General features: G+C 55.9%; 16 protein-coding genes. 4 read left to right on the top strand and 12 right to left on the bottom strand.

Annotated features, from left to right (window positions below):
- The first annotated feature begins 26 nt into the window (after positions 1-26).
- The 4 genes from ACKZ62_RS24265 (at position 27) to ACKZ62_RS24250 (ending at position 3,165) form a co-directional block, all read left to right on the top strand.
- Positions 27-1,061 (top strand): hypothetical protein, encoded by a 1,035-nt coding sequence (locus ACKZ62_RS24265; protein ID WP_447095923.1) that lies wholly within the window; start codon positions 27-29, stop codon positions 1,059-1,061.
- A complete protein-coding gene (locus tag ACKZ62_RS24260; RefSeq protein ID WP_122752407.1) occupies positions 1,054-2,253 on the top strand; it encodes an MFS transporter in 1,200 nt (399 codons plus the stop codon). The genes ACKZ62_RS24265 and ACKZ62_RS24260 overlap by 8 nt, the downstream gene beginning before the upstream one ends.
- Positions 2,254-2,562: 309 nt before the next feature.
- Positions 2,563-2,808 carry a hypothetical protein gene (locus ACKZ62_RS24255; protein ID WP_032886224.1) on the top strand — a complete coding sequence of 82 codons (246 nt, stop codon included), beginning with the start codon at positions 2,563-2,565 and terminating at the stop codon, positions 2,806-2,808.
- A gap of 96 nt (positions 2,809-2,904) precedes the next feature.
- Positions 2,905-3,165, top strand: a complete 261-nt coding sequence (locus ACKZ62_RS24250; protein WP_122764732.1) for a hypothetical protein — start codon at positions 2,905-2,907, stop codon at positions 3,163-3,165.
- 98 nt (positions 3,166-3,263) lie between these two features.
- Here ACKZ62_RS24250 and ACKZ62_RS24245 read toward each other — a convergent pair whose 3' ends face one another.
- From ACKZ62_RS24245 to ACKZ62_RS24190, 12 genes are all read right to left on the bottom strand, one after another.
- Positions 3,264-4,235 carry a peptide ABC transporter ATP-binding protein gene (locus ACKZ62_RS24245; RefSeq protein WP_095183822.1) on the bottom strand — a complete coding sequence of 324 codons (972 nt, stop codon included), beginning with the start codon at positions 4,233-4,235 and terminating at the stop codon, positions 3,264-3,266.
- Positions 4,235-5,203, bottom strand: a complete 969-nt coding sequence (locus ACKZ62_RS24240) for an ABC transporter ATP-binding protein (RefSeq protein WP_095183823.1) — start codon at positions 5,201-5,203, stop codon at positions 4,235-4,237. Before ACKZ62_RS24240 ends, ACKZ62_RS24245 begins: the two co-directional genes overlap by 1 nt.
- Before the next feature lie 10 nt (positions 5,204-5,213).
- Positions 5,214-6,125 carry an ABC transporter permease subunit gene (locus ACKZ62_RS24235; RefSeq protein ID WP_032886481.1) on the bottom strand — a complete coding sequence of 304 codons (912 nt, stop codon included), beginning with the start codon at positions 6,123-6,125 and terminating at the stop codon, positions 5,214-5,216.
- Between the two features lie 10 nt (positions 6,126-6,135).
- Complete coding sequence (locus ACKZ62_RS24230; RefSeq protein ID WP_003171721.1) at positions 6,136-7,146, bottom strand: ABC transporter permease subunit; 1,011 nt, start codon at positions 7,144-7,146, stop codon at positions 6,136-6,138.
- A gap of 76 nt (positions 7,147-7,222) precedes the next feature.
- The gene (locus ACKZ62_RS24225) at positions 7,223-8,821 is read right to left on the bottom strand and encodes an ABC transporter substrate-binding protein (protein ID WP_095183824.1); all 1,599 of its coding nucleotides are present in this window, start codon (positions 8,819-8,821) and stop codon (positions 7,223-7,225) included.
- Positions 8,822-8,901: 80 nt separating this feature from the next.
- Positions 8,902-10,317, bottom strand: coding sequence for an OprD family outer membrane porin (locus tag ACKZ62_RS24220; protein WP_032886229.1), 1,416 nt, complete (start codon positions 10,315-10,317; stop codon positions 8,902-8,904).
- 171 nt (positions 10,318-10,488) lie between these two features.
- Positions 10,489-12,042, bottom strand: coding sequence for an ABC transporter substrate-binding protein (locus tag ACKZ62_RS24215; protein WP_371260713.1), 1,554 nt, complete (start codon positions 12,040-12,042; stop codon positions 10,489-10,491).
- Positions 12,043-12,397: 355 nt separating this feature from the next.
- Positions 12,398-14,026 (bottom strand): ABC transporter substrate-binding protein, encoded by a 1,629-nt coding sequence (locus ACKZ62_RS24210; protein ID WP_032886231.1) that lies wholly within the window; start codon positions 14,024-14,026, stop codon positions 12,398-12,400.
- A 258-nt stretch (positions 14,027-14,284) separates the two neighbouring features.
- Positions 14,285-15,886 carry an ABC transporter substrate-binding protein gene (locus ACKZ62_RS24205; RefSeq protein ID WP_447095922.1) on the bottom strand — a complete coding sequence of 534 codons (1,602 nt, stop codon included), beginning with the start codon at positions 15,884-15,886 and terminating at the stop codon, positions 14,285-14,287.
- A gap of 111 nt (positions 15,887-15,997) precedes the next feature.
- The gene (locus tag ACKZ62_RS24200; protein WP_447095921.1) at positions 15,998-18,049 is read right to left on the bottom strand and encodes a hypothetical protein; all 2,052 of its coding nucleotides are present in this window, start codon (positions 18,047-18,049) and stop codon (positions 15,998-16,000) included.
- 3 nt (positions 18,050-18,052) lie between these two features.
- On the bottom strand, positions 18,053-18,499 hold the full coding sequence (locus tag ACKZ62_RS24195) for a hypothetical protein (protein WP_447095920.1): 447 nt from the start codon (positions 18,497-18,499) through the stop codon (positions 18,053-18,055).
- Between the two features lie 883 nt (positions 18,500-19,382).
- Positions 19,383-20,087 (bottom strand): SIMPL domain-containing protein, encoded by a 705-nt coding sequence (locus ACKZ62_RS24190; RefSeq protein ID WP_095183826.1) that lies wholly within the window; start codon positions 20,085-20,087, stop codon positions 19,383-19,385.
- Positions 20,088-20,122: the final 35 nt, after the last annotated feature.

Raw genomic sequence — 20,122 nt, 5'->3', positions numbered from 1 at the left:
GTTAAGCATAAAGTTGGGTTGTGAGTATGTCGGTAGATAAGTTATGCCATTTTCGCGTTGTCAAGGGGTACTCTGTATTAGGTGAAGAGGCTGAAATTACATATGTGGGTGTCAGAGAGGGGTTGGTCTATATTGCGCCGTTTATAGAAGAGCGTTTTTTCGAACGCTCATCTGTAGTCCGTCAAGGCGCTTTTGAATGGAGAGAGCTTGAATGCTTTCTGCAAATAGTCAAAAGCGAGATGTTATGTCTAATGGCCCCTAAGACGATCATTAGCCACTTTGCGCTGGACAGTGATGTTGTGGGTGTAAGTCGTATCCATCAGGCGGTTGATGTGTCTGGACCCTGGGATGACATAAAGAGCCACCTGTCTAAGAGAGAGGGTAAGCGGCGAGAGCAATGTGTCGCTCAGGGATTTCATTACAATGTTTCGTTTGAAGATCATGATTTTTTTGAGTTTTATCACTCGATGCATTTGCCAACGATGAAGAGTCGCTATGGAGATCTGGCGCGTAGCGTCGAGGAAAAAGAAGCATACGCTCGCTTGTTCAAACAAGGCGTGTTGTTTCGGATATACGATGCCAAGGAGTGGGTCGCGGGAAGCGTTTCGCAAATTGATAAGTCTGGTCGGATACTAAATGCTCGGCTAATCGGAGTTAAAAATGGGAGCGGTACTTATCGGGTTAACGGCTCTCAAAACTTTGTTTATCACTCAATTATAGAGTGGGCGGCGAATAATTCAGCTATTGACTATGTTGATTTTCAGGGGTGCGAGCCATTTCTGACTAAGGGGACGTTTCAATATAAAAAACGGTTTGGTACGAGAGCTGTTATTCCGGAAAATAATTTCGGTGATTGGCGTTTGCTTATTCGGATGGCAGCACTTAGCCCCTCAGTCAGGTATTTTTTAATAAATAACCCTCTGTTAATAGAGGCTGGGTGTAAGTCGTTAAAGGCGCTATATTTTTACGATGCAAATAATGTTGCGCGCTTAGATATTCCGTTCGAGTCAAGCGGAATAGATGGGGCGGTGTTTCGGGATTTGGATTCGCTATATGGTTAGGTTTAATTTCTTTGCCTCTCGACTTAATCATTATTTCAGTCAAGTAGCTTGGGTGCTTGCATCACTGATTTTTATTAATCGAGTGAGCGCCATGGTCAAGCTGTTTATGGCGCTGTATCTCCGTCAAATTCTGGGTTTGCCTATTGAATGGGTCGGCTGGTTGTTGTCGGGTTATGGTGTCGGCCTTTTAGTAGGTTCGTTGGGTGGGGGCTTATTAAGTGATCATGTCCCTTGCGCAAAACTTACTCTAATACTTTTATTCGGATGTGGCATCGTACTGGTTCTCTTGGGGCTTAGTACGAATATGTATGTGCTTGCTGGGCTTCTGGTATTAGGCGGTGTATTTGATGGGGCCGTTCGAACACTGCACCAACGTTTAATCATGGAATATTGTGATGTGATGGAAAGGCCTCGGGCCCAGGCATTGAATCGCGTCGCAGCGAATTTAGGAATGGCGGTTGCAGGGGTGATGGGCGGTGCATTGGCACAAATCGACTTTCGATGGTTGTTTTTTGTCAGTGCTGCGGTGATGTTTTCTGGGCTTCTGTGGTTTGCCTATTCGATTTTACATAGAACTGTAGAGGTGTCGTGTGTTCCAGATGACTTCAATAAGACTTCCCAAAAGCCCTACAGAGACCGATCTTTTCTCTGGCTATTGGCGGCCAGCGTTTTACTTGGACTTGCCTTTGAACCGATCTACAGCATGCTTGGGAATTACTTGATCGACTACTATCACCTCGGTGCGGACTTTATAGGATGGCAATTTGCATTGAATGCTGGGTTGATTGTGGTACTGCAAATTCCAATTTCTCACTGGACTGAGCGCTGGGGGGCTCGTCGCCAGATTTTAACCGGCAGTCTGCTGCTTGCTGTTGGGCTAAGTATGTTGCCTTTTGGCTCTGACCCATTTTATGTTTTTATATCAACTGCACTTTGGACGCTTGGCGAAATTCTATTTTTGCCGACCCTCAGCGTACTTGTTATGCAGTTTGCGCAATCTGGTAAAAGCGGGCATTACTTCGGGCTTTTTTCTGTTTGCTGGAGTGCCAGTGCCGTTTTTGGTCCGGCATTGGGCGGACAAATTTACGGTTTGTTCGGTGGGCATAGCATTTGGGTGGTAACAGCTACATTGGCAATGTGTTCAATGCCCTTTATCTATCAAGCTACTCGTTTCGAACCCGAACCCTTATAGATTCCTGGCATTTATGGAGGCGCGTTGGCCGGATGTGAAATTCCGGGCTACTCGCGAGCACCATTAAGGTCTGAGCGGTAAGGAGAAGGGCGAAGCTGTGATGGCTTCGCCCTTTTTCTTGGGCGTTGCAAAACAAAATGTGGGAGGGGGCTTGCCCCCGATAGCAGTGTGTCAGCCAGTACATTCGGGGCTGACACTACGCTATCGGGGGCAAGCCCCCTCCCACATTTTTGCTTTCAACAGGCATGGGATTGGCGAGAAGCCTGCATCGGGTCTAGCGTTTACCCACCGACTGTAAAGGAGACCACCGTGCGAAATGTTCAACGCGCTATCCCCCTGGTGTTGCTGGCCGCTCTGGGGCTGACGGCCCTTCCGGCACTGGCGGGCGCAGGAGCGCCGCAGTGGAAGGACACCGGCCCTGTCACCAAGAAGAAGCAAAACGAGGTCAACTCCGGCAGTTGGCAGCCGCAAGCCCAGCCTGCGCCCAAGGAGGATGCGGAAAACCCTTACAACGAAGGCGAAGACAGCGAAACCTACGACGACGGCGACACCTGAGCCCTGGCGCAAACACCGCATCGGGGCTAGCGTCAACGCTGGCGGGGCTGAACAGCTGCCGCGCGGGATTCACCTACTGACTGGACGGAATCAACCATGAGTATTTTTCAACGCGTAGTGTTGTTGATAAAGGTGCTGGTGCTGTTGTCGTTGGGGATGTCGACGGCCTGGGCGCATAACCCGGCGCAGGGCGGTGTTGCGCTGTCGGCGGTGCACAGTGCGCAGGATCTGCAACTGGCCAAGTCCGAGGCTGAACCGGGTGATCAAGACCAAGGCGGCAGCAAGGATGATGAAGACTCCACCACCGACGATCCGGACAGCGATGACCCGGACGATGAAGGCGACAGCCAGACATAAAAAACCCCTCCTGCCAGGCTGATGCGCAACCTGGCGGGAAGGGCTGTAGAACTCAAGCAAGGCTCTGGAGTGAAACCCCAGGGCCTTTTTTGTGGGGATCAGGCCACGAACTGCTCGGCATAGTGGCAAGCCACCTGCCGGTTATCCAAGGCGCGCAATTGCGGCTCCTCGCTGCTGCACCGCGCCGTCGCGTACGGGCAGCGCTTGTGGAAAGCGCATCCTGACGGCGGGTTCAGTGGATTGGGCAACTCGCCGACGATTTTGATCTTCGGTTTGTTCGGATCCGGATGAATGGTAGGGGTGGCCGACAACAGCGCCTGGGTGTACGGGTGCAAAGGGCGCGCGTAGATGTCTTCTTTAGGGCCCACCTCCACTGGACGGCCGAGGTACATCACCATCACGTCATCCGCGACGTGCTGCACCACCGCCAGGTTGTGGGAAATGAACACGTAGGCCGTGTTGAATTCCTGCTGCAAATCCATGAACAGGTTGAGTACCTGCGCCTGGATCGACACGTCCAGTGCCGAGGTCGGTTCATCCGCCACCAGCACTTTCGGTTGCAGCATCATGGCGCGGGCCAGGGCGATGCGCTGGCGCTGACCACCGGAGAACATGTGCGGGTAGCGCTGATAATGCTCAGGGCGCAGGCCCACTTGCTTCATCATCGCCTGCACTTTTTCGCGGCGTTCGGCGGCGGACAGATTGGTGTTGATCAACAGCGGCTCGCCGAGTTGATCGCCGACCTTCTGGCGCGGGTTCAACGAGGCGTACGGGCTCTGGAACACCATCTGCACGTCTTTGCGCAATTGCTTGCGCTGGGCCTTGTCGGCGCCGGCCACTTCCTGACCGGCGATTTTCAAGGAGCCGGAGGACGGTTCTTCAATCAACGTCAGTGCACGGGCCAGGGTAGATTTGCCGCAACCCGACTCGCCTACAACCGCGAGGGTCTTGCCGGCTTCCAGTTCGAACGACACACCATTGAGGGCGCGCACGGTGGCGTGGCCCTTGAACAGGCCACGGGACACTTCGTAGTGACGGGTCAGGTCGCGGGCGGTAAGAACGACGGCCATTACGCCACCTCCTGGTTCAAGGGGTAGAAGCAGCGTGCAAGGCTGTTGGATTTAGGGTCGAGGCCCGGGCGTGTCTGACGGCAGCTGTCCTGTACATACGGGCAACGCGGCGACAGCAGGCAACCCTGCGGGCGGTCATAGCGGCCGGGCACGATACCCGGCAGCGTGGCCAGGCGCGTAGCTCCGAGGCTGTGTTCAGGGATCGCCTTGAGCAGCGCTTCGCTGTACGGGTGTGCCGGAATGTCGAACAGTTGCGGCACTTGGCCGACTTCCACGGCTTGGCCGGCGTACATCACGCACACGCGCTGGGCGGTTTCCGCCACGACGGCGAGGTCGTGGGTGATCAGCACCAGGCCCATGTTCTGCTCTTTCTGCAGGGCCAGCAGCAGGTCCATGATCTGCGCTTGAATGGTCACGTCCAACGCGGTGGTCGGCTCATCCGCAATCAACAGTTTCGGCTCACCGGCAATGGCCATGGCGATTGCCACACGTTGGCTCATGCCGCCGGACAGTTGGTGCGGGTAGGCGTCCATACGGCTGGCGGCGCCTGGGATTTCGACCTTTTCCAACAGCTCGATGGCACGCTTGCGCGCTTGCTTGCCGGACATTTTCAGGTGCAGGCGCAGCACTTCCTCAATCTGGAAACCCACGGTGTAGCTCGGGTTCAGCGCAGTCATCGGGTCCTGGAACACCATCGCCAGGTCTTTGCCGACGATCTGGCGGCGCTGGCGGTTGCTCAGCTTGAGCATGTCCTTGCCGTCAAAGTTCAGGGCGTCGGCGGTAACGATGCCGGGATGCTCGATCAGTCCCATCAGCGCCATCATGGTCACGGATTTACCCGAGCCCGATTCGCCAACGATCGCCAGAACTTCGCCTTTGTCGACCGAAATGTCGAGGCCATCGACCACTGGCACGGCGGTCTTGTCGCCGAATCGTACGTTGAGATTCTTGATTTCTAACAGTGACATGGGAATCTCCTCAGGCGGCGTTCTTGAGTTTCGGGTCCAGCGCATCGCGCAGTCCGTCACCCATCAAGTTGATTGCCAGCACGCTGAGCAAAATGGTCAAACCAGGCAAGCTCACCACCCACCAGGCGCGTTCGATGTAGTCACGGGCCGAAGCCAGCATGGTGCCCCACTCAGGGGTTGGCGGTTGAACGCCCAAACCGAGGAAGCCCAACGCGGCAGCATCGAGAATCGCCGAAGAGAAACTCAGGGTCGCCTGCACGATCAGCGGTGCCATGCAGTTAGGCAGCACGGTGATGAACATCAGGCGTGGCAGGCCGGCACCGGCGAGGCGCGCGGCAGTCACGTAGTCACGGTTCAACTCGCCCATCACCGCCGCGCGGGTCAGACGCACATAGGACGGCAGCGAGACGATAGCGATGGCGATCACGGTGTTGATCAGGCCAGGGCCGAGGATTGCGACAATGGCAACCGCCAGCAGCAGCGACGGCAGGGCCAGCATGATGTCCATCAAACGCATGATGGTCGGGCCTAGCAGGCGCGGGAAAAAGCCGGCGAACAGCCCCAGCAGGATGCCCGGAATCAGCGACATCACCACCGACGACAAACCGATCAGCAACGACAGGCGCGAACCTTGGATCAGGCGCGAGAGCAAGTCACGGCCCAGCTCGTCGGTGCCGAGCAGGAACTGGATCTGCCCACCTTCCAGCCACGATGGCGGGGTAAGCAGGAAGTCACGGTATTGCTCACTCGGGTTGTGGGGTGCAACCCACGGCGCGAAGATCGCGCAAAACACGATCAACAACATGAAGAACAGGCCGGCAACAGCGCCTTTGTTCTTGGAAAAAGCTTGCCAGAATTCTTTGTACGGGGACGGGTACAGCAGGCTTTGATCGACTGCTGACACGGGAGTAGGTGTGGTCATGGTCATGATCTCAGCGCTGGTGACGGATGCGTGGGTTGGCGAAGCCGTAGAGGATATCCACCACGAAGTTCACCAGGATCACCAGACAGGCGATCAGCAGGATGCCGTTTTGCACCACCGGGTAGTCCCGCGCGCCGATGGCTTCGATCAGCCATTTGCCGATGCCGGGCCACGAGAAGATGGTTTCGGTCAGTACCGCACCGGCCAGCAGGGTGCCGACTTGCAGGCCGACCACGGTCAGTACCGGGATCAGCGCGTTACGAAGGCCGTGGACAAATACCACGCGTGCCGGCGACAGGCCTTTGGCCTTGGCGGTACGGATGTAGTCTTCACGCAGCACTTCGAGCATGGATGAACGGGTCATCCGTGCAATCACTGCCAACGGAATGGTGCCGAGCACGATGGCCGGCAGGATGAGGTGGTGCAGCGCATCCCAGAACGCGTCCGGCTCGTCAGCCAGCAGGGTGTCGATCAGCATGAAGCCGGTACGCGGCTCGATGTCGTAGAGCAGGTCGATACGCCCGGAAACCGGGGTCCAGCCCAGGCTCACCGAGAAGAACATGATCAGGATCAGGCCCCACCAGAAGATCGGCATCGAATAGCCCGCGAGGGAGATGCCCATCACCCCGTGGTCGAACAGGGATCCTCGCTTGAGTGCCGCGATCACCCCGGCCAACAGGCCCAGGATACCGGCGAACAACAGGGCGGCCATGGACAGTTCCAGGGTCGCCGGGAAAAGGGCGGTGAATTCGGTCCACACGCTGGTACGGGTACGCAGCGATTCGCCAAGGTCGCCTTGGGCGAGTTTGCCGACATAGTCCAAATATTGCGCATACAGCGGCTTGTTAAGGCCAAGGCGCTCCATTGCCTGTGCGTGCATCTCGGGGTCGACTCGTCGTTCGCCCATCATGACTTCGACGGGGTCGCCGGGGATCATGCGAATCAACGCAAACGTCAGCAACGTGATGCCGAAAAACGTGGGGATCAATAACCCCAGTCGGCGGGCAATAAAACTAAACATCTTGGTGTGTACCTCAATCAGCCGGTTAGGCAGGTTCGGCACCGTCCTGGTGGACGGCGCCGAGCGTTTCTCTTATTTACTTCACCTGGGTGGTGGCGAAGTTATTTGTACCTAGAGGGCTTTGGGTAAAGCCTTCTACGTTTTTACGCATGGCGGTGAACAGTTTCGGGTAAGCCATGGGAAGCCATGGTTGGTCCTTTTCGAAAACGTCCTGTGCTTGTTCATAGAGCGCAGCCCGAGCCGCGGGTTCATCAATTGCGCGGGCTTTGTCGATCAGGGCTTGAAACTCTTTGTTACACCAGCGGGCGTAGTTTTCGCCGTTTTTAGCGGCATCGCAACTCAGGTTGGGCGTGAGGAAGTTGTCCGGGTCGCCGTTATCGCCTACCCAGCCAGCGGAGACCATGTCGTGCTCGCCGTTTTTAGCGCGCTTGAGCATCTCGCCCCATTCCATGACTTTGATATTCACCTTCAAGCCAACCTGCGCCAGATCCGCCTGCATGCGCTGGGCGCCGAGCATCGGGTTGGGGTTGGTTGGGCCGCCGCCGTTACGGGTAAACAGGGTGAACTCGGTGCCTTCCGGTACACCGGCTTCCTTGAGCAGGGCGCGGGCTTTGTCGAGGTCACGGGGCGGGTTTTTCAGGTTCGTATTGAAACCCAGCAAAGTCGGTGGATACGGGCCGGTGCCCACGACCGCATTGCCTTTGCCGAAGAGGGCTTCGGTATAGCCTGCTTTGTCGAACGCGATATTGATCGCGTGGCGAACCCGTGCATCGCTCATGTACTTGTGAGTGGTGTTCATTGCGGTGTAACTGGTGGTCATCGCCGCCAGTTCATCGACCTTGAGGTTCGGGTCTTTCCTGATGCTTGGAATGTCATCGGGCTTGGGGAACAGCGCGATCTGACATTCGTTCGCTTTGAGCTTCTGCAGGCGTACGTTGTTGTCGGTAGTGACCGCGAGGATCAGCGGATCTGCTGCCGGCTTGCCACGGAAATACTCCGGGTTGGCCTTGAAGCGTACCTGGGCGTCCTTGGCGTAGCGCGTGAAGATGAACGGACCAGTACCGATCGGCTTGGCGTTCAGGTCGTCGGTCTTACCGGACTTGAGCAGTTGATCGGCGTATTCGGCGGAGTGGATCGAAGAGAACGCCATACCCAGGTCGGCCAAAAACGGTGCTTCAGGACGAGTCAGGGTAAAGACGACGGTGTGATCGTCAGTCTTCTCTACGCTCTTGAGCAGTTCTTTGAAGCCCATGCTTTCAAAGTAGGGATAGCCCACGACGGACTTGTTGTGCCAAGGGTGATTCGGGTCCAGCTGGCGCTGGAAGCTCCACAGCACGTCATCGGCATTCAGGTTGCGCGTGGGTTTGAAGTAGTCGGTAGTGTGGAACTTGATGTCGTCACGCAGGTGGAACGTGTAGGTCAGGCCATCGGCGCTGATCTCTGGCAGGTCTTTGGCCAGTGCAGGCACCACTTCGGTGGTGCCTGGCTTGAAGTCGACCAGACGGTTGAACATGGTTTCAGCGGCGGCATCGGCGGTGACGGCGGTGGTGTAAAGGACCGGGTCAAAACCTTCCGGGCTGGCTTCGGTGCAGACCACCAGGGGTTTGGCCGATACGCCGATAGCGACGCTTAACAGCGCTGCGGCAACGGCAGCTTGTAGCGGGAGCATTTTCATTCAGAGCCCTCTGCAATCGATGGGACCAGACAAGCGTAGACGGCGGGCTCGTCCTGAGCCCGCCGTTTACCTGGCGCTAATTAAAGAATGTTGAACGGGATGGTGGTAACCAGACGGAATTCGTTCAGGTTGCCGTCAGACTGTTGTTCACTGGCACGGTGCGCTACGTAGGTGGCGCGAATGGTGGTGGCTTTGAGCGGGCCACTTTGCAGGGCGTAAGACGCGCCAACACCGTATTCATAGTGGTGTTCGCCATCCTGAGCCTGGACACCGTCGTAGCCTTTGTTCTCTACACCGCGGTTGCCGGTGTAGTGCGTACCGTCGATGCCCCAGCCGCGAGCGGTGTAGATGTTGAACTTCAGGCCAGGCACGCCGTATTCGGCCATGTTGATACCGTAGGCAACCTGGAAGGACTTCTCGTTCGGGCCGTTGAAGTCCGACGTCAGGGAGTTGGCCAGGTAGATACCGTTGGTTTCGTGCAGGTAGTCGAAGTACTCGTTACCGTTCACTTGCTGGTACGAGAACGTCAGGCTGTGGGCCTGGTGGGTCAGTCCCAGGGACAGGGAGTAGGTATCGTTGTCGATATCCCCCATCAGCTTTTTGCCTTCATCGACGGTTTTGTAGTAGTTGAAACCGGTGGTCAGGCCCAGTACCGAGCTGTCACCCAGCTCGTGGGTAGCGCCGAAGTAGTACTGGTTCCAGAAGTCCTTCACGTTGGCTGCGAAGAAGCTGGTTTTCAGGCTCTTGAGCGGCTGGTAGTTAGCGCCCAGGGTGTAAACCTTGTCAGTCTCGACGCCCGCTGCGCCCTTGCTGTTGTACTCACTGCGGAACTTCGACAGGCTCTGTTCGGTACGTGGCGAAACGCGATCGAACACGCCGCCCTGGAACGACAGGTTGCTGAATTCTTCGCTGTTGAAGCTCACACCTTCAAAGCTCGACGGCAGGGCACGGTTGCCGATGGTGTCGACGATGCCGCTGCTGAAGTTCTGGCGACCGGCGGTCAGCGTGGTGTTGGATACGCGGAACTTGACGTTGGCCAGGCCCAGTTTGCTCCACTGGTCCACCGCGTCACCGCGGTCGTGGGCCAGGGTGCGGTTGGAGCCGCCGCCGATGTCTTTTTGATCACGGATCAGAGCGATCACGTTGTAGGCCGCAACTTCGGTGCTGACCCCAACGGTGCCTTGGGTAAACCCCGAGGTGTAATTGAGGATGGTGCCTTGGTCCCAGTTGTAACGACGGGAAATGCTGGTCTTGGTCAGGTCGCCTTTATCCTTGAAATAGGTGATGCGGGTGTTGCGGTTGAATTTTTCGTTCGAGTACCAGTTACGCGTGGTGCCGCCCAGGCTTTGACCGTCAATAAAGCCTTTGGCCTCGCTTTGGGCGCTGGTGCCGGCCAACGTGGTAGGAACGAAGTCCTGGCTTTGGGTTTCAGCGTAGGCGGTTGCCGTGATGGTGCTGATGGCCAGGGCCAGAAGCGCTTTGCTGCTCAGTTTCATGGGTGAAGCTCCTTTGGTTCTCTTTTTTTATGCCGGTCTTTTTAGGTGAACCGACTATTGGTGTGTAACTCGTTCAGGCACTTGCAAACGTTTGCCGTAGGAAAAATCCCAATAAAAGGCTGCACGTTTGCCGGAGAGCTGACTTCGCTCTCCTGCAATCCGGTTATTTTTTTATGGGGTAATACTGACGCCCGAGAACACGTTGCGGCCGAAGGGGCTCACTTTGAACCCTTCGACTTTGGTGCTTAACGGCTGGTTGACCGTCGAGTGGGCGACAGGCGTGATCGGCACTTGCTGCTTGAGCAATTGCTGAGCCTGCTTGTAGAGAACAGTCCTTTGTTCGCGGTCGGTGACGACCTTGGCTTGCTTGATCAGCTTGTCGTACGCCGGGTCACACCACATGGAGTAGTTGTTCCCGCCGATAGCGTCGCAGCTGTAGAGGGTGCCCAGCCAGTTGTCCGGGTCACCGTTGTCGCCGGTCCAGCCGATCAGGCTGATATCGTGCTCACCGTTCTTGGTGCGCTTGATGTACTCGCCCCATTCGTAGCTGACGATCTTCACTTTCAGGCCGATCTTGGCCCAATCGCTTTGCAGCATTTCGGCCATCAGCTTGGCGTTGGGGTTGTACGGCCGTTGCACCGGCATCGCCCACAGGGTGATCTCGGTACCTTCCTTCACTCCGGCAGCCTTGAGCAGTTCCTTGGCTTTTTCCGGGTTGTAGGCGGCGTCTTTGATGGTGTCGTCGTAAGACCATTGCGTCGGCGGCATGGCGTTGACCGCCAGTTGCCCCGCGCCTTGGTACACGGCATTCAGGATGCTCTGCTTATTCACCGCCATGTCCAGCGCCTGGCGCACTTCGAGCTGGTCGAATGGCTTGTGGCGCACGTTGTAGGCGATGTAGCCGAGGTTGAAGCCCGGTTTGGTCAGCAGTTGAAGCTTCGGGTCGGCCTTGAGCGCATCGACGTCAGCCGGACGCGGATGCAGGGTCACCTGGCATTCCCCGGCCTTGAGCTTCTGCACCCGCACCGAGGCGTCGGTGTTGATGGCGAAAATCAGTTGATCGAGCTGAACTCGACTCGGGTCCCAGTACTGTTTGTTGCCCGTGTAACGGATCTGCGAGTCTTTCTGATAGCGCTGGAACACGAACGGGCCAGTGCCGATCGGTTTTTGGTTGATGTCGCTGGGCTTGCCGCTCTTGAGCAACTGCTCGGCGTATTCGGCTGAGAGGATCGAAGCGAAGCTCATGGCGATGTTTTGTATGAACGCGGCGTCCACCGTGTTCAGGGTCATCACCACGGTGTTTGCGTCGGTTTTTTCGACCTTGGCAATGTTCTTGTTCAGGCTCATCCCGTTGAAGTACGGAAACTCGGTGGGGTAGGCCTTACGGAACGGGTGGTCGGGGTCCAGCATGCGGTTGAAGGTGAACAGCACGTCGTCGGCGTTGAAGTCGCGCGTCGGCTTGAACTCCTTGTTGCTGTGGAATTTCACCCCTTCACGCAAATGGAAGGTGTAGGTCAGACCGTCTTCGGAAATATCCCATTTGGTCGCCAGCCCAGGCTGTACGTTGGTTGCACCTTTTTCAAACTCGACCAGCCGGTTGTACAGCGGCTCGGCCGCGTCGTTGTCGGTGGCGGTGGTGTATTGCGCGGTGTCAAAACCTGCCGGGCTGCCTTCCGAGCAGAACACCAGGCTCTTCTTGTCGGCGGCGTGGCCCATGGTGGCCATGGCCAGCAGGCTGGTGCCAAAAATGGCGGATAGAACGGTGGTATGGCGCATGACGATCCCGATCCTTGTTTGTAGTTGTCATCAGCGAGCAATCACCCAGGCGCAAAGCCTGGGAGACATCACTGATCCCACACACAGCAAGTGCCTTTCCCAAGTCGGAGCCTCTGCTGTCCTACGACGTTATGGGTCGCGGACTTCACAGTAAATGCGCCAAATTGGATTGACCCTGTAGGCAACGGAGTCCCGTTTCGCAGTTCGTTGCTGTAGGAAGCATCGGCTGCGAACGTGGTCAATTTCCTAAGGGCCAGGCGGATGTAATAACGGCGACGTTACGAAACGTCGCCGTCAATGATCCTTACTTGCCGCTGACGCTCACGCCGTAGAAGGAGTTCAAGCCAAACGGGCTGATCTTGAAGTCCTGCACGGTGTTGCGCATGGGTTGATACACCGTCGAGTGCGCGATAGGTGTCATCGGGACTGCATCTTTGAGGATATGTTGCGCCTGCTTATACAGCTCGGTGCGTTTGGCGACATCCGATGTGGCCTTGGCTTCTTTCACGACGCCGTCGAATTTCTTGTCGCACCACTTGGAGAAGTTGTTGCCGGACAGGGAATCGCAGCCAAACAGCACGTTCAGCCAGTTGTCCGGGTCACCATTGTCGCCGCTCCAGCCAATGATCATGGCCTGGTTCTCGCCGCCTTTGGAACGCTTGATGTACTCGCCCCACTCGTAGCTGGTGATCTTGACCTTCAGGCCGATCTTGGACCAGTCGTTCTGCAGCATTTCAGCCATCAGTTTGGCGTTCGGGTTGTACGGCCGCTGAACCGGCATGGCCCACAGCACGATTTCGGTACCTTCCTTGACGCCCGCTTCCTTGAGCAGCGCCTTGGCTTTCTCGGGGTTGTAGGCGGCGTCCTTGATGGTGGTGTCGTAGGACCATTGAGTCGGCGGCATGGCGTTGACAGCCAATTGGCCGGCGCCCTGGTAAACGGAGTCGATGATCTGCTGCTTGTTGACCGACATGTCCAGCGCCTGGCGTACGCGCAGGTCAGCCAGTGGGTTGGGCTGGTCGCTGCCCTTGACCTTGTCCATGACGTTGTAGGCGACATACCCCAGGTTGAAACCGGCCTGGTTCGGCAGTTTCAAGTCCTTGTCTTCGCCCAGCGCCTTGAGGTCGGCCGGACGCGGGAAGAGGGTGATCTGGCATTCGTTTTTCTTGAGCTTCTGGATACGCACCGACGGGTCGGTGGTGATAGCGAAGATCAGGTTGTCGATCTTCACGTCTTCAGGTTTCCAGTAGTCCTTGTTGCCGGTGTAACGAATGTTCGAGTCTTTCTGGTAGCTCTTGAACACGAACGGGCCAGTGCCGATTGGCTTCTGGTTGATGTCCTGAGGCGTACCGTTCTTCAGCAACTGGGCGGCATATTCGGCCGACTGGATCGACGCGAAGCTCATCGCCAGGTTTTGGATAAAAGCGGCGTCCACGGTGCCAAGGGTGAACTTGACGGTGTGGGCATCGACTTTCTCGATGTTCTTGATGTTGGTGTCCATACCCATGTCCGTGAAGTACGGGAACTCAGTGGGGTAGGCCTTACGGAATGGATCGTCTTTGTTGATCATTCGGTTGAAGGTGAACAGTACGTCGTCAGCCGAGAATTCACGAGTGGGCTTGAAGTACGGGGTGGTGTGGAACTTGACGCCTTCGCGCAGGTGGAAGGTGTACGTCAGGCCATCCGGGGATACGTCCCAGCTGGTGGCGAGACCAGGAACAACAGCGGTGCCGCCACGTTCGAACTGGCTCAGACGGTTGAACATGGTTTCGGCCGAAGCATCGAAGTCTGTTCCGGTGGTGTACTGGCCTGGATCGAAACCGGCCGGGCTCCCTTCGGAGCAGAACACCAGGTTAGTCGCCGCTTGGGCGAAAGGGGCTGCGGCCATAAGGCCAGCGCTAACAATTAACGGAATGACTGCGTGTTTAAGCATGTTGGCCTCATGATTTGTTGTCATTTTTGGTGGTGAGGGCGACCTCGTGAGTCGGCCTGCGGATACTTATGCAGGCGCCATACCCATTGCAAGATGCTGAACCGTTGCAGGCGGGAAAGAGTGGTACGAACGTACAGGAATGTCGCAATTATGAAAGTTTTGACATATTTGTATCTGTTTTGAGGGTTTTTTCGGTGCGCAGGGTGCACCAAAAAAGCCCAACCAAGGCGTCTAGCGCACTTGGTTGGGGCGTCGCTGTTACTTATCTAGACTCACGCCGTAGAAGGGCGTCAGGCCAAACGGGCTGATCTTGAAGTCTTTGACTTCTTTGCGCAGGGGTTGGAAAACCGTCGAGTTTGCAATAGGCGTTATAGGTACTTGTTCTTTAAGAATTTTTTGCGCCTGTTGATACCACTTGATGCGCTGCTCACGGTCACTGCTGACCTTTGCTTGCTGCACCAGCTTGTCGTAGGTCGGGTTACACCATTTGGCGTAGTTGCTGCCCTTCACCGCGGCACAACTGTAGAGCACGCCGAGCCAGTTGTCCGGGTCGCCGTTGTCACCGGTCCAGCCGTAAATCATCGCGTCGTGCTCGCCATTTTTGGCGCGCTTGATGTACTCGCCCCATTCATAACTGACGATATTGGCCTTGATGCCCACTTTTTCCCAATCCTGCTGGATCATCTGTGCCGACATGCGCGCATTCGGGTTGGACGCGCGTTGTACGGTCATCGCCCACAGGTTGATGGTGGTACCGGGTGCAACCCCTGCTTCTTTAAGTAGCGCCTTGGCTTTGGTGGGATCGTAAGGGGCGTCCTTGATGGTGGGGTCATAAGACCACTGCGCCGGTGGCAGTGCGTTCTGCGCCAATTGCCCGGCGCTCTGGTACACGGCCTTGATGATCGCCGGCTTGTCGATCGCCATGTCCAGGGCTTGGCGCACCTTGAGCTGGTCCAGTGGCGGGTGGGTCACGTTGTACGCCAGGAAGCCCAGGTTGAACCCGGCTTGCTGCAGCACGCGCAAATTCGGGTCTTGTTTCATCACTTCGATATCGGCGGGGCGCGGGTAGCCGCTGACCTGGCATTCGCCGGCCTTGAGTTTTTGCAGGCGCGACGCCGCATCCGGGGTGATGGCGAACACCAGGTTATCGAGCTTTACGTCCTCGGGTTTCCAATACTGTTTATTGGCCACGTAGCGAATCTGCGAGTCTTTTTGGTAGCGCTTGAACACAAATGGTCCAGTGCCCACCGGCTTCTGATTGATGTCCGAGGCTGCGCCTTGCTTGAGCAATTGCGCGGCGTACTCGGCGGACTGCACCGAGGCAAAGCTCATGGCCAGGTTTTGCACGAAGGACGCATCGACGTTGTTCAGGTTGAAACGCACGGTATGTTCGTCGAGTTTTTCGACGCTTTTGATCGTGGTGTTCAGGCCCATGTCAGTGAAGTACGGCGATTCGGAAGGGTAGGCCTTGCGAAACGGACTGTCGGCATCGAGCAGACGGTTGAAGGTGAACAGCACGTCTTCGGCATTGAAGTCACGGGTGGGCGTGAAGAAATCGGTGGTGTGGAACTTGACGCCATCGCGCAGGTGGAAGGTATACGTCAGGCCATCGCTGGACACATCCCAGCTTGTTGCCAGACCGGGTTCGACTTCGGTGCCACCGCGCTTGAATTGGGTCAGACGGTTGAACACGGTTTCGGCGGAAGCATCAAAATCAGTGCCGCTGGTGTACTGGCTGGGATCGAATCCGGCGGGGCTCGCTTCGGAGCAATAGACCAGGGTGCTGGCGGCCTGGGCCATTGGCATGAACGCCAGCAGGCCGGCGGCGAGGAGGAGCGGTTTTAAGGCGATTCTTTCCATGGAGACCCCTGAAGTGGCAGGCATGTAACCGTAGCCAAATGAAAACGGCGGTGACCGAGGTTACCGCCGTTCAGGGGCGTCATGTAAGGGGGCGTTGTAGCCAGGCTTCGGCTATGGGGCGACCACTACTTCGATGTGAGTGGGGGCGTCTTTGTCGATCGTGAATAAACTATCCAGATCATTGCCTTCCCGGATCGTGAACGTTCTCTTGATGATCACCTCCACACCCGGAACACGGTTGATATCTTTTTCCGGGTTGGAGAGGTGCCCTTTGGAGGTGATCCGGACCGTTGTCACGCTATCGGACCCGCCATTAGACACATCGTGATTGATGTGGAACTGGGTGTCGTCAGCGCCAAAGTAGTAGCCATCCTGCAGTACCGAACTGCCGTTCAATTCAATGGTGGCCGGGGCTATTGAGCCTTGATGGGCTACTTCGGAAATGCGCGCACGTAGGTCCGCATCAGCAATTGCGCTCTCAAACTGCCTGAGCCTCGCTTGCCTGATGCTTTCGGCCGAACCCGCCGTGGCGTCCAGTTGCAGGGTCTCGGTTAGCCCATTTTCGGTCGAGGTGACGCTGTAGGGATTGCGGTTTATATCCAAAACAAAGTTGGGTGAGTATTCGCTGGAGCTGTGTTTCGTGAGCTGTGCCTTTTCACCCGATTCAACGGAAAATCCAGTCTCGTCGATGTTCCAAAACACCTTGAAATTCGCTCTGGGGCGGCTTCCGCTGACCTCGAAATTGGTAGTGGCGAAGTCGTAGTTGGTTCCCGCTTTGATTTTCAAGAATTCATCGACTCTCGCGGAACCTTCCATCTGTTTGCCGTCGGTATTGAGGAAATGATTGGCAAAGGACGGTGTGGGCTTTATTTCCTCGATTTGTGGGGGTGAGATGCTGCGCCCCCAGGGCAACCTGATACCGCCGTTTCCTTTGGCCGACACCCATTCGCCATTGCCCGAAGAGTGGACAGTCGTCACTGGCAGTCTGGTTTCGCGGTCAATGATCTGCACATAGTTGTTGCTCAGTTTGAAATCCTCCCGGATCTCGTACACCTTGCTGGTGCCGGTTGCGTCGGCGTAGCGGATGAGCCACCGGTCGGCGCCTGTGCTCGCATCCTTGATCTGATAAATACCCTTGGCGTTGGGTGCAGTGTTTTTGATCAGTTGCTCGCCGTCCGGCACCGCGTGCTGGCTGATGTTCCCCGCTTGGCTGGGGCGCAGCCGGTTGCCAGGCAGTCCTTTAGTTGGAACGCTGATGTCATCGGTATTTTTTGGGGGCTTGGGAGCGTTCACGAACTCAAAGTCGTGTGTCTGCGAGTTTCGCTTCCAGGTGTAATTTTCGGCACTCGGAAGGCCAGTACCCTTTAGGGTGTCACTCAGTCCGGACTCTACAGCGCCTGGAGCAAGTTCATGGGCCAATTGCAGGCTTGATATGACCGCTGCTGCATTGCCTCCCACACGATCTTCTGCCGTCATACCGTAGAGGCCATCATGGACGCCGAATACGATGTTGCCCGTGTTACCAATGATAGGGACGTACCCGAATGTATTACCCCAGAAGTCTTTCGCAGACTTCCAGTCCTGCTGCGAGGAACCAAAGACTTCAGTCTGGTCGGACCATAACGCATTCTTGGCATTCACCGCTTGATAGTGAGAGGCCACGCCATTGTTCAAGGTGCCAAACTTCAACCGATAATCACCGCCTCGGGCTCGGGTGTAGTTAAATAGTTGCGCCGCCGGTATCTCCTCATCTGAAAGGAAGTTGTGATAACCAGGGAAGTGGGCATTGGCTCCTGAGATTAACGTATCAAGCACATAGGCCGCACTTGGCCAGTGCGAATCCTTGCCTCCTTGTATGTCTCGGGTATTAAAACTTCTCAGTAAGTTAGAGTGGTTGTCTTTAGCCCAGCTTGCAAAATCTGCATCACCATGTGACTCATGGACAGAACCATTCTTGATGTCAATCATTAACCCTTGGTTGGGCCGGTGTTCATAATTTCCATCATAAGGGGTGTACGCAATAAAGGCATATCCTGACATTGGATAGCCGTATACGTTTGGAATGATGACTTGCGAGTTGTTGTCCAGGGTGCGCGCGACCGCTTGTTGCCCTTGAGGGCTTAACTTGTTAAAGCTCCCTATATCACTGCGCAGGCTTTGCAATGTTCACTTTACAACATACGCGTCCGCTTCTCCAGAGATGGCCGCCAGTGGGCCCGAAGGATCGCGCATGGGTTTGGATACTTCATTTTCCCAATGATTTTGAAGGGTTTTACCTACCGACTCCAGTTGGTCGATCTTTCTTTTATCCTTCGCCGCTATATCCATTTCGTTGAAGTTGACCGGGCCGCCCCGTTGCACTTTATCGTGCGCTAAAGCACCAGCTGCAATTTCCCATGCAAAGTAGGTGCGCTCCGACCTGCTGCTCAGGTTTTCCGGCTTTCCCATTCCCGTGTAGGAAGAGAACGTCACTGTGAATTTTTCATGAGGGTCGTACCCCGCGGCCAATAAACCACCGCTGAAGTAGCCGGCGGGCTCCATGAACAGTCGGGCATTCTGGAAGTTAACGCTTCTTTCACCCTGATTGATGCTGGGTATTTTTTCAGTCAGCATCATGACTCGAAAAGCGTAATCATTGATGCGCTGCTTGCGTTCTTGCAGGGTGTAGCCAGCCGAAGGCGCAGATAAAGTGTCTGACCCATAAATCACTCTTGTTTGGACAGCTGCTTCAGGATTGCTGGGCGTGGCCGGACTCGTCGTATGGCGCGAGGTGCCCCTTCCGCTCTCAGTTATATTCTGTGAAGAGGGGGGAGCGCTGATTGAATGAGCATGATGGCGATGTGCAGGTGGAAGTGGGGACGCTGAATGTATGTTCATTAAAGGCTCATTTTACTCGTGGATGTCATAGTGTTAATCGTCCGTCGCCAAGCAATAGCTTCGGTGTGACTATTGTTTTCAACTGCCGGTATTTTGATGCTGGTTAGATCATGTTTCGCGTCGTTTCCATTGGGTTAACTCTCGCAATCCCATCATCCTTATGAGCGCTCGAATAGTGTTTTCTATGTCGATCTATCAGGCATAAGTTTTTGTTCCGACTTCTTGTCGGTGCCTGGTTGCCCTGTGCCTGAATGGAGTTGTGTTGTAATTGAAATTTACGGTTTTCGTGTTTTGCGCCGAAGCATAAAAGTTGTGTGATTGGTTCCTGTTGGTGTGTTCGATTAGTTAAGCAGTGGGTTAGAAGTGGTTGGCTTAACTAAGTGGCAGCCCACAAGGTAACGGTTCAATTTTTATGTTGGAGTTTTATGTGCAATTTATTTTTAAGTATAGGTCTGCTTCGTTCGGGGGCAGCTGTATCGGCATCGCCCTCTTTGATAGCGGTGACCCTATTAAAGTGTGGTTTGTTTGGCGGGCGCCGCTGGGCGTTATTGCATTGATGGAATGACAGGCAAAAAAAAGCGCAGCCATCAGGCTGCGCCGTTTTTATGAATTGAAACGGTTACTGCAAGACTTCGATCACCCCATCGGCGCTCATGTTGACCTGGCTGGTACCGGCCTCGACTTCCGGCGTCGGTGCAGAATCCATCTCGGCAGCTTTCATCATCATCGCGCCGCGTGCGTAGGGTTGTGGATAACCATTGGTGTTGAAGTTCAGGTTGACGATTTTGTAACCCTTGCCGCCCAGGGCGTCGGTGGCCAGTTGCGCGCGCGCTTTGAAGGCAGCCACCGCGTCCTTGAGCAGGGCGTCTTCGCTGGCCTTGCGGGTGCTGTCGGCGATGGCGAAATCCATGCTGTCCATTTTCAGGGTGCTCAGCAGCTCGCCTGTGAGTTTGGACAGTGCCGGGAAGTCCGCGCTTTCCAGACGCAGTTCGGCACGTTCACGCCAGCCGGTAATTTTCTGGGTCTTGTTGTCGTAGATCGGGTAGCTGTTGCGGCTGCCCTGGCGCAGAGTCACAGCCTTGACTTCACGAGCCTGGCCCAGCGCTGTGTTCATGGCGGTGGTGATAGTGGCGGCGAGTTTGGCCGGGTCACTGTTCTGGGACTCGGTGTAGAGCGTAACGATCATCTTGTCGCGGGCCACTTCCTGGCTGACTTCGGCACGCAGAGAGATCTGGTTGTAATGCAGCTCATCGGCGGCCAGCGCCGGAAGGCTGGCCAGCGCGCTGAGGGTGAGAACGGCTGCACTGCGATTGAAACGAGACATGGAAGCTCCTTGGGATATTCGTGTTCGGTATGACT

Source organism: Pseudomonas sivasensis, assembly GCF_052938085.1.
This window is presented reverse-complemented; position numbering and strand designations above follow the sequence as displayed.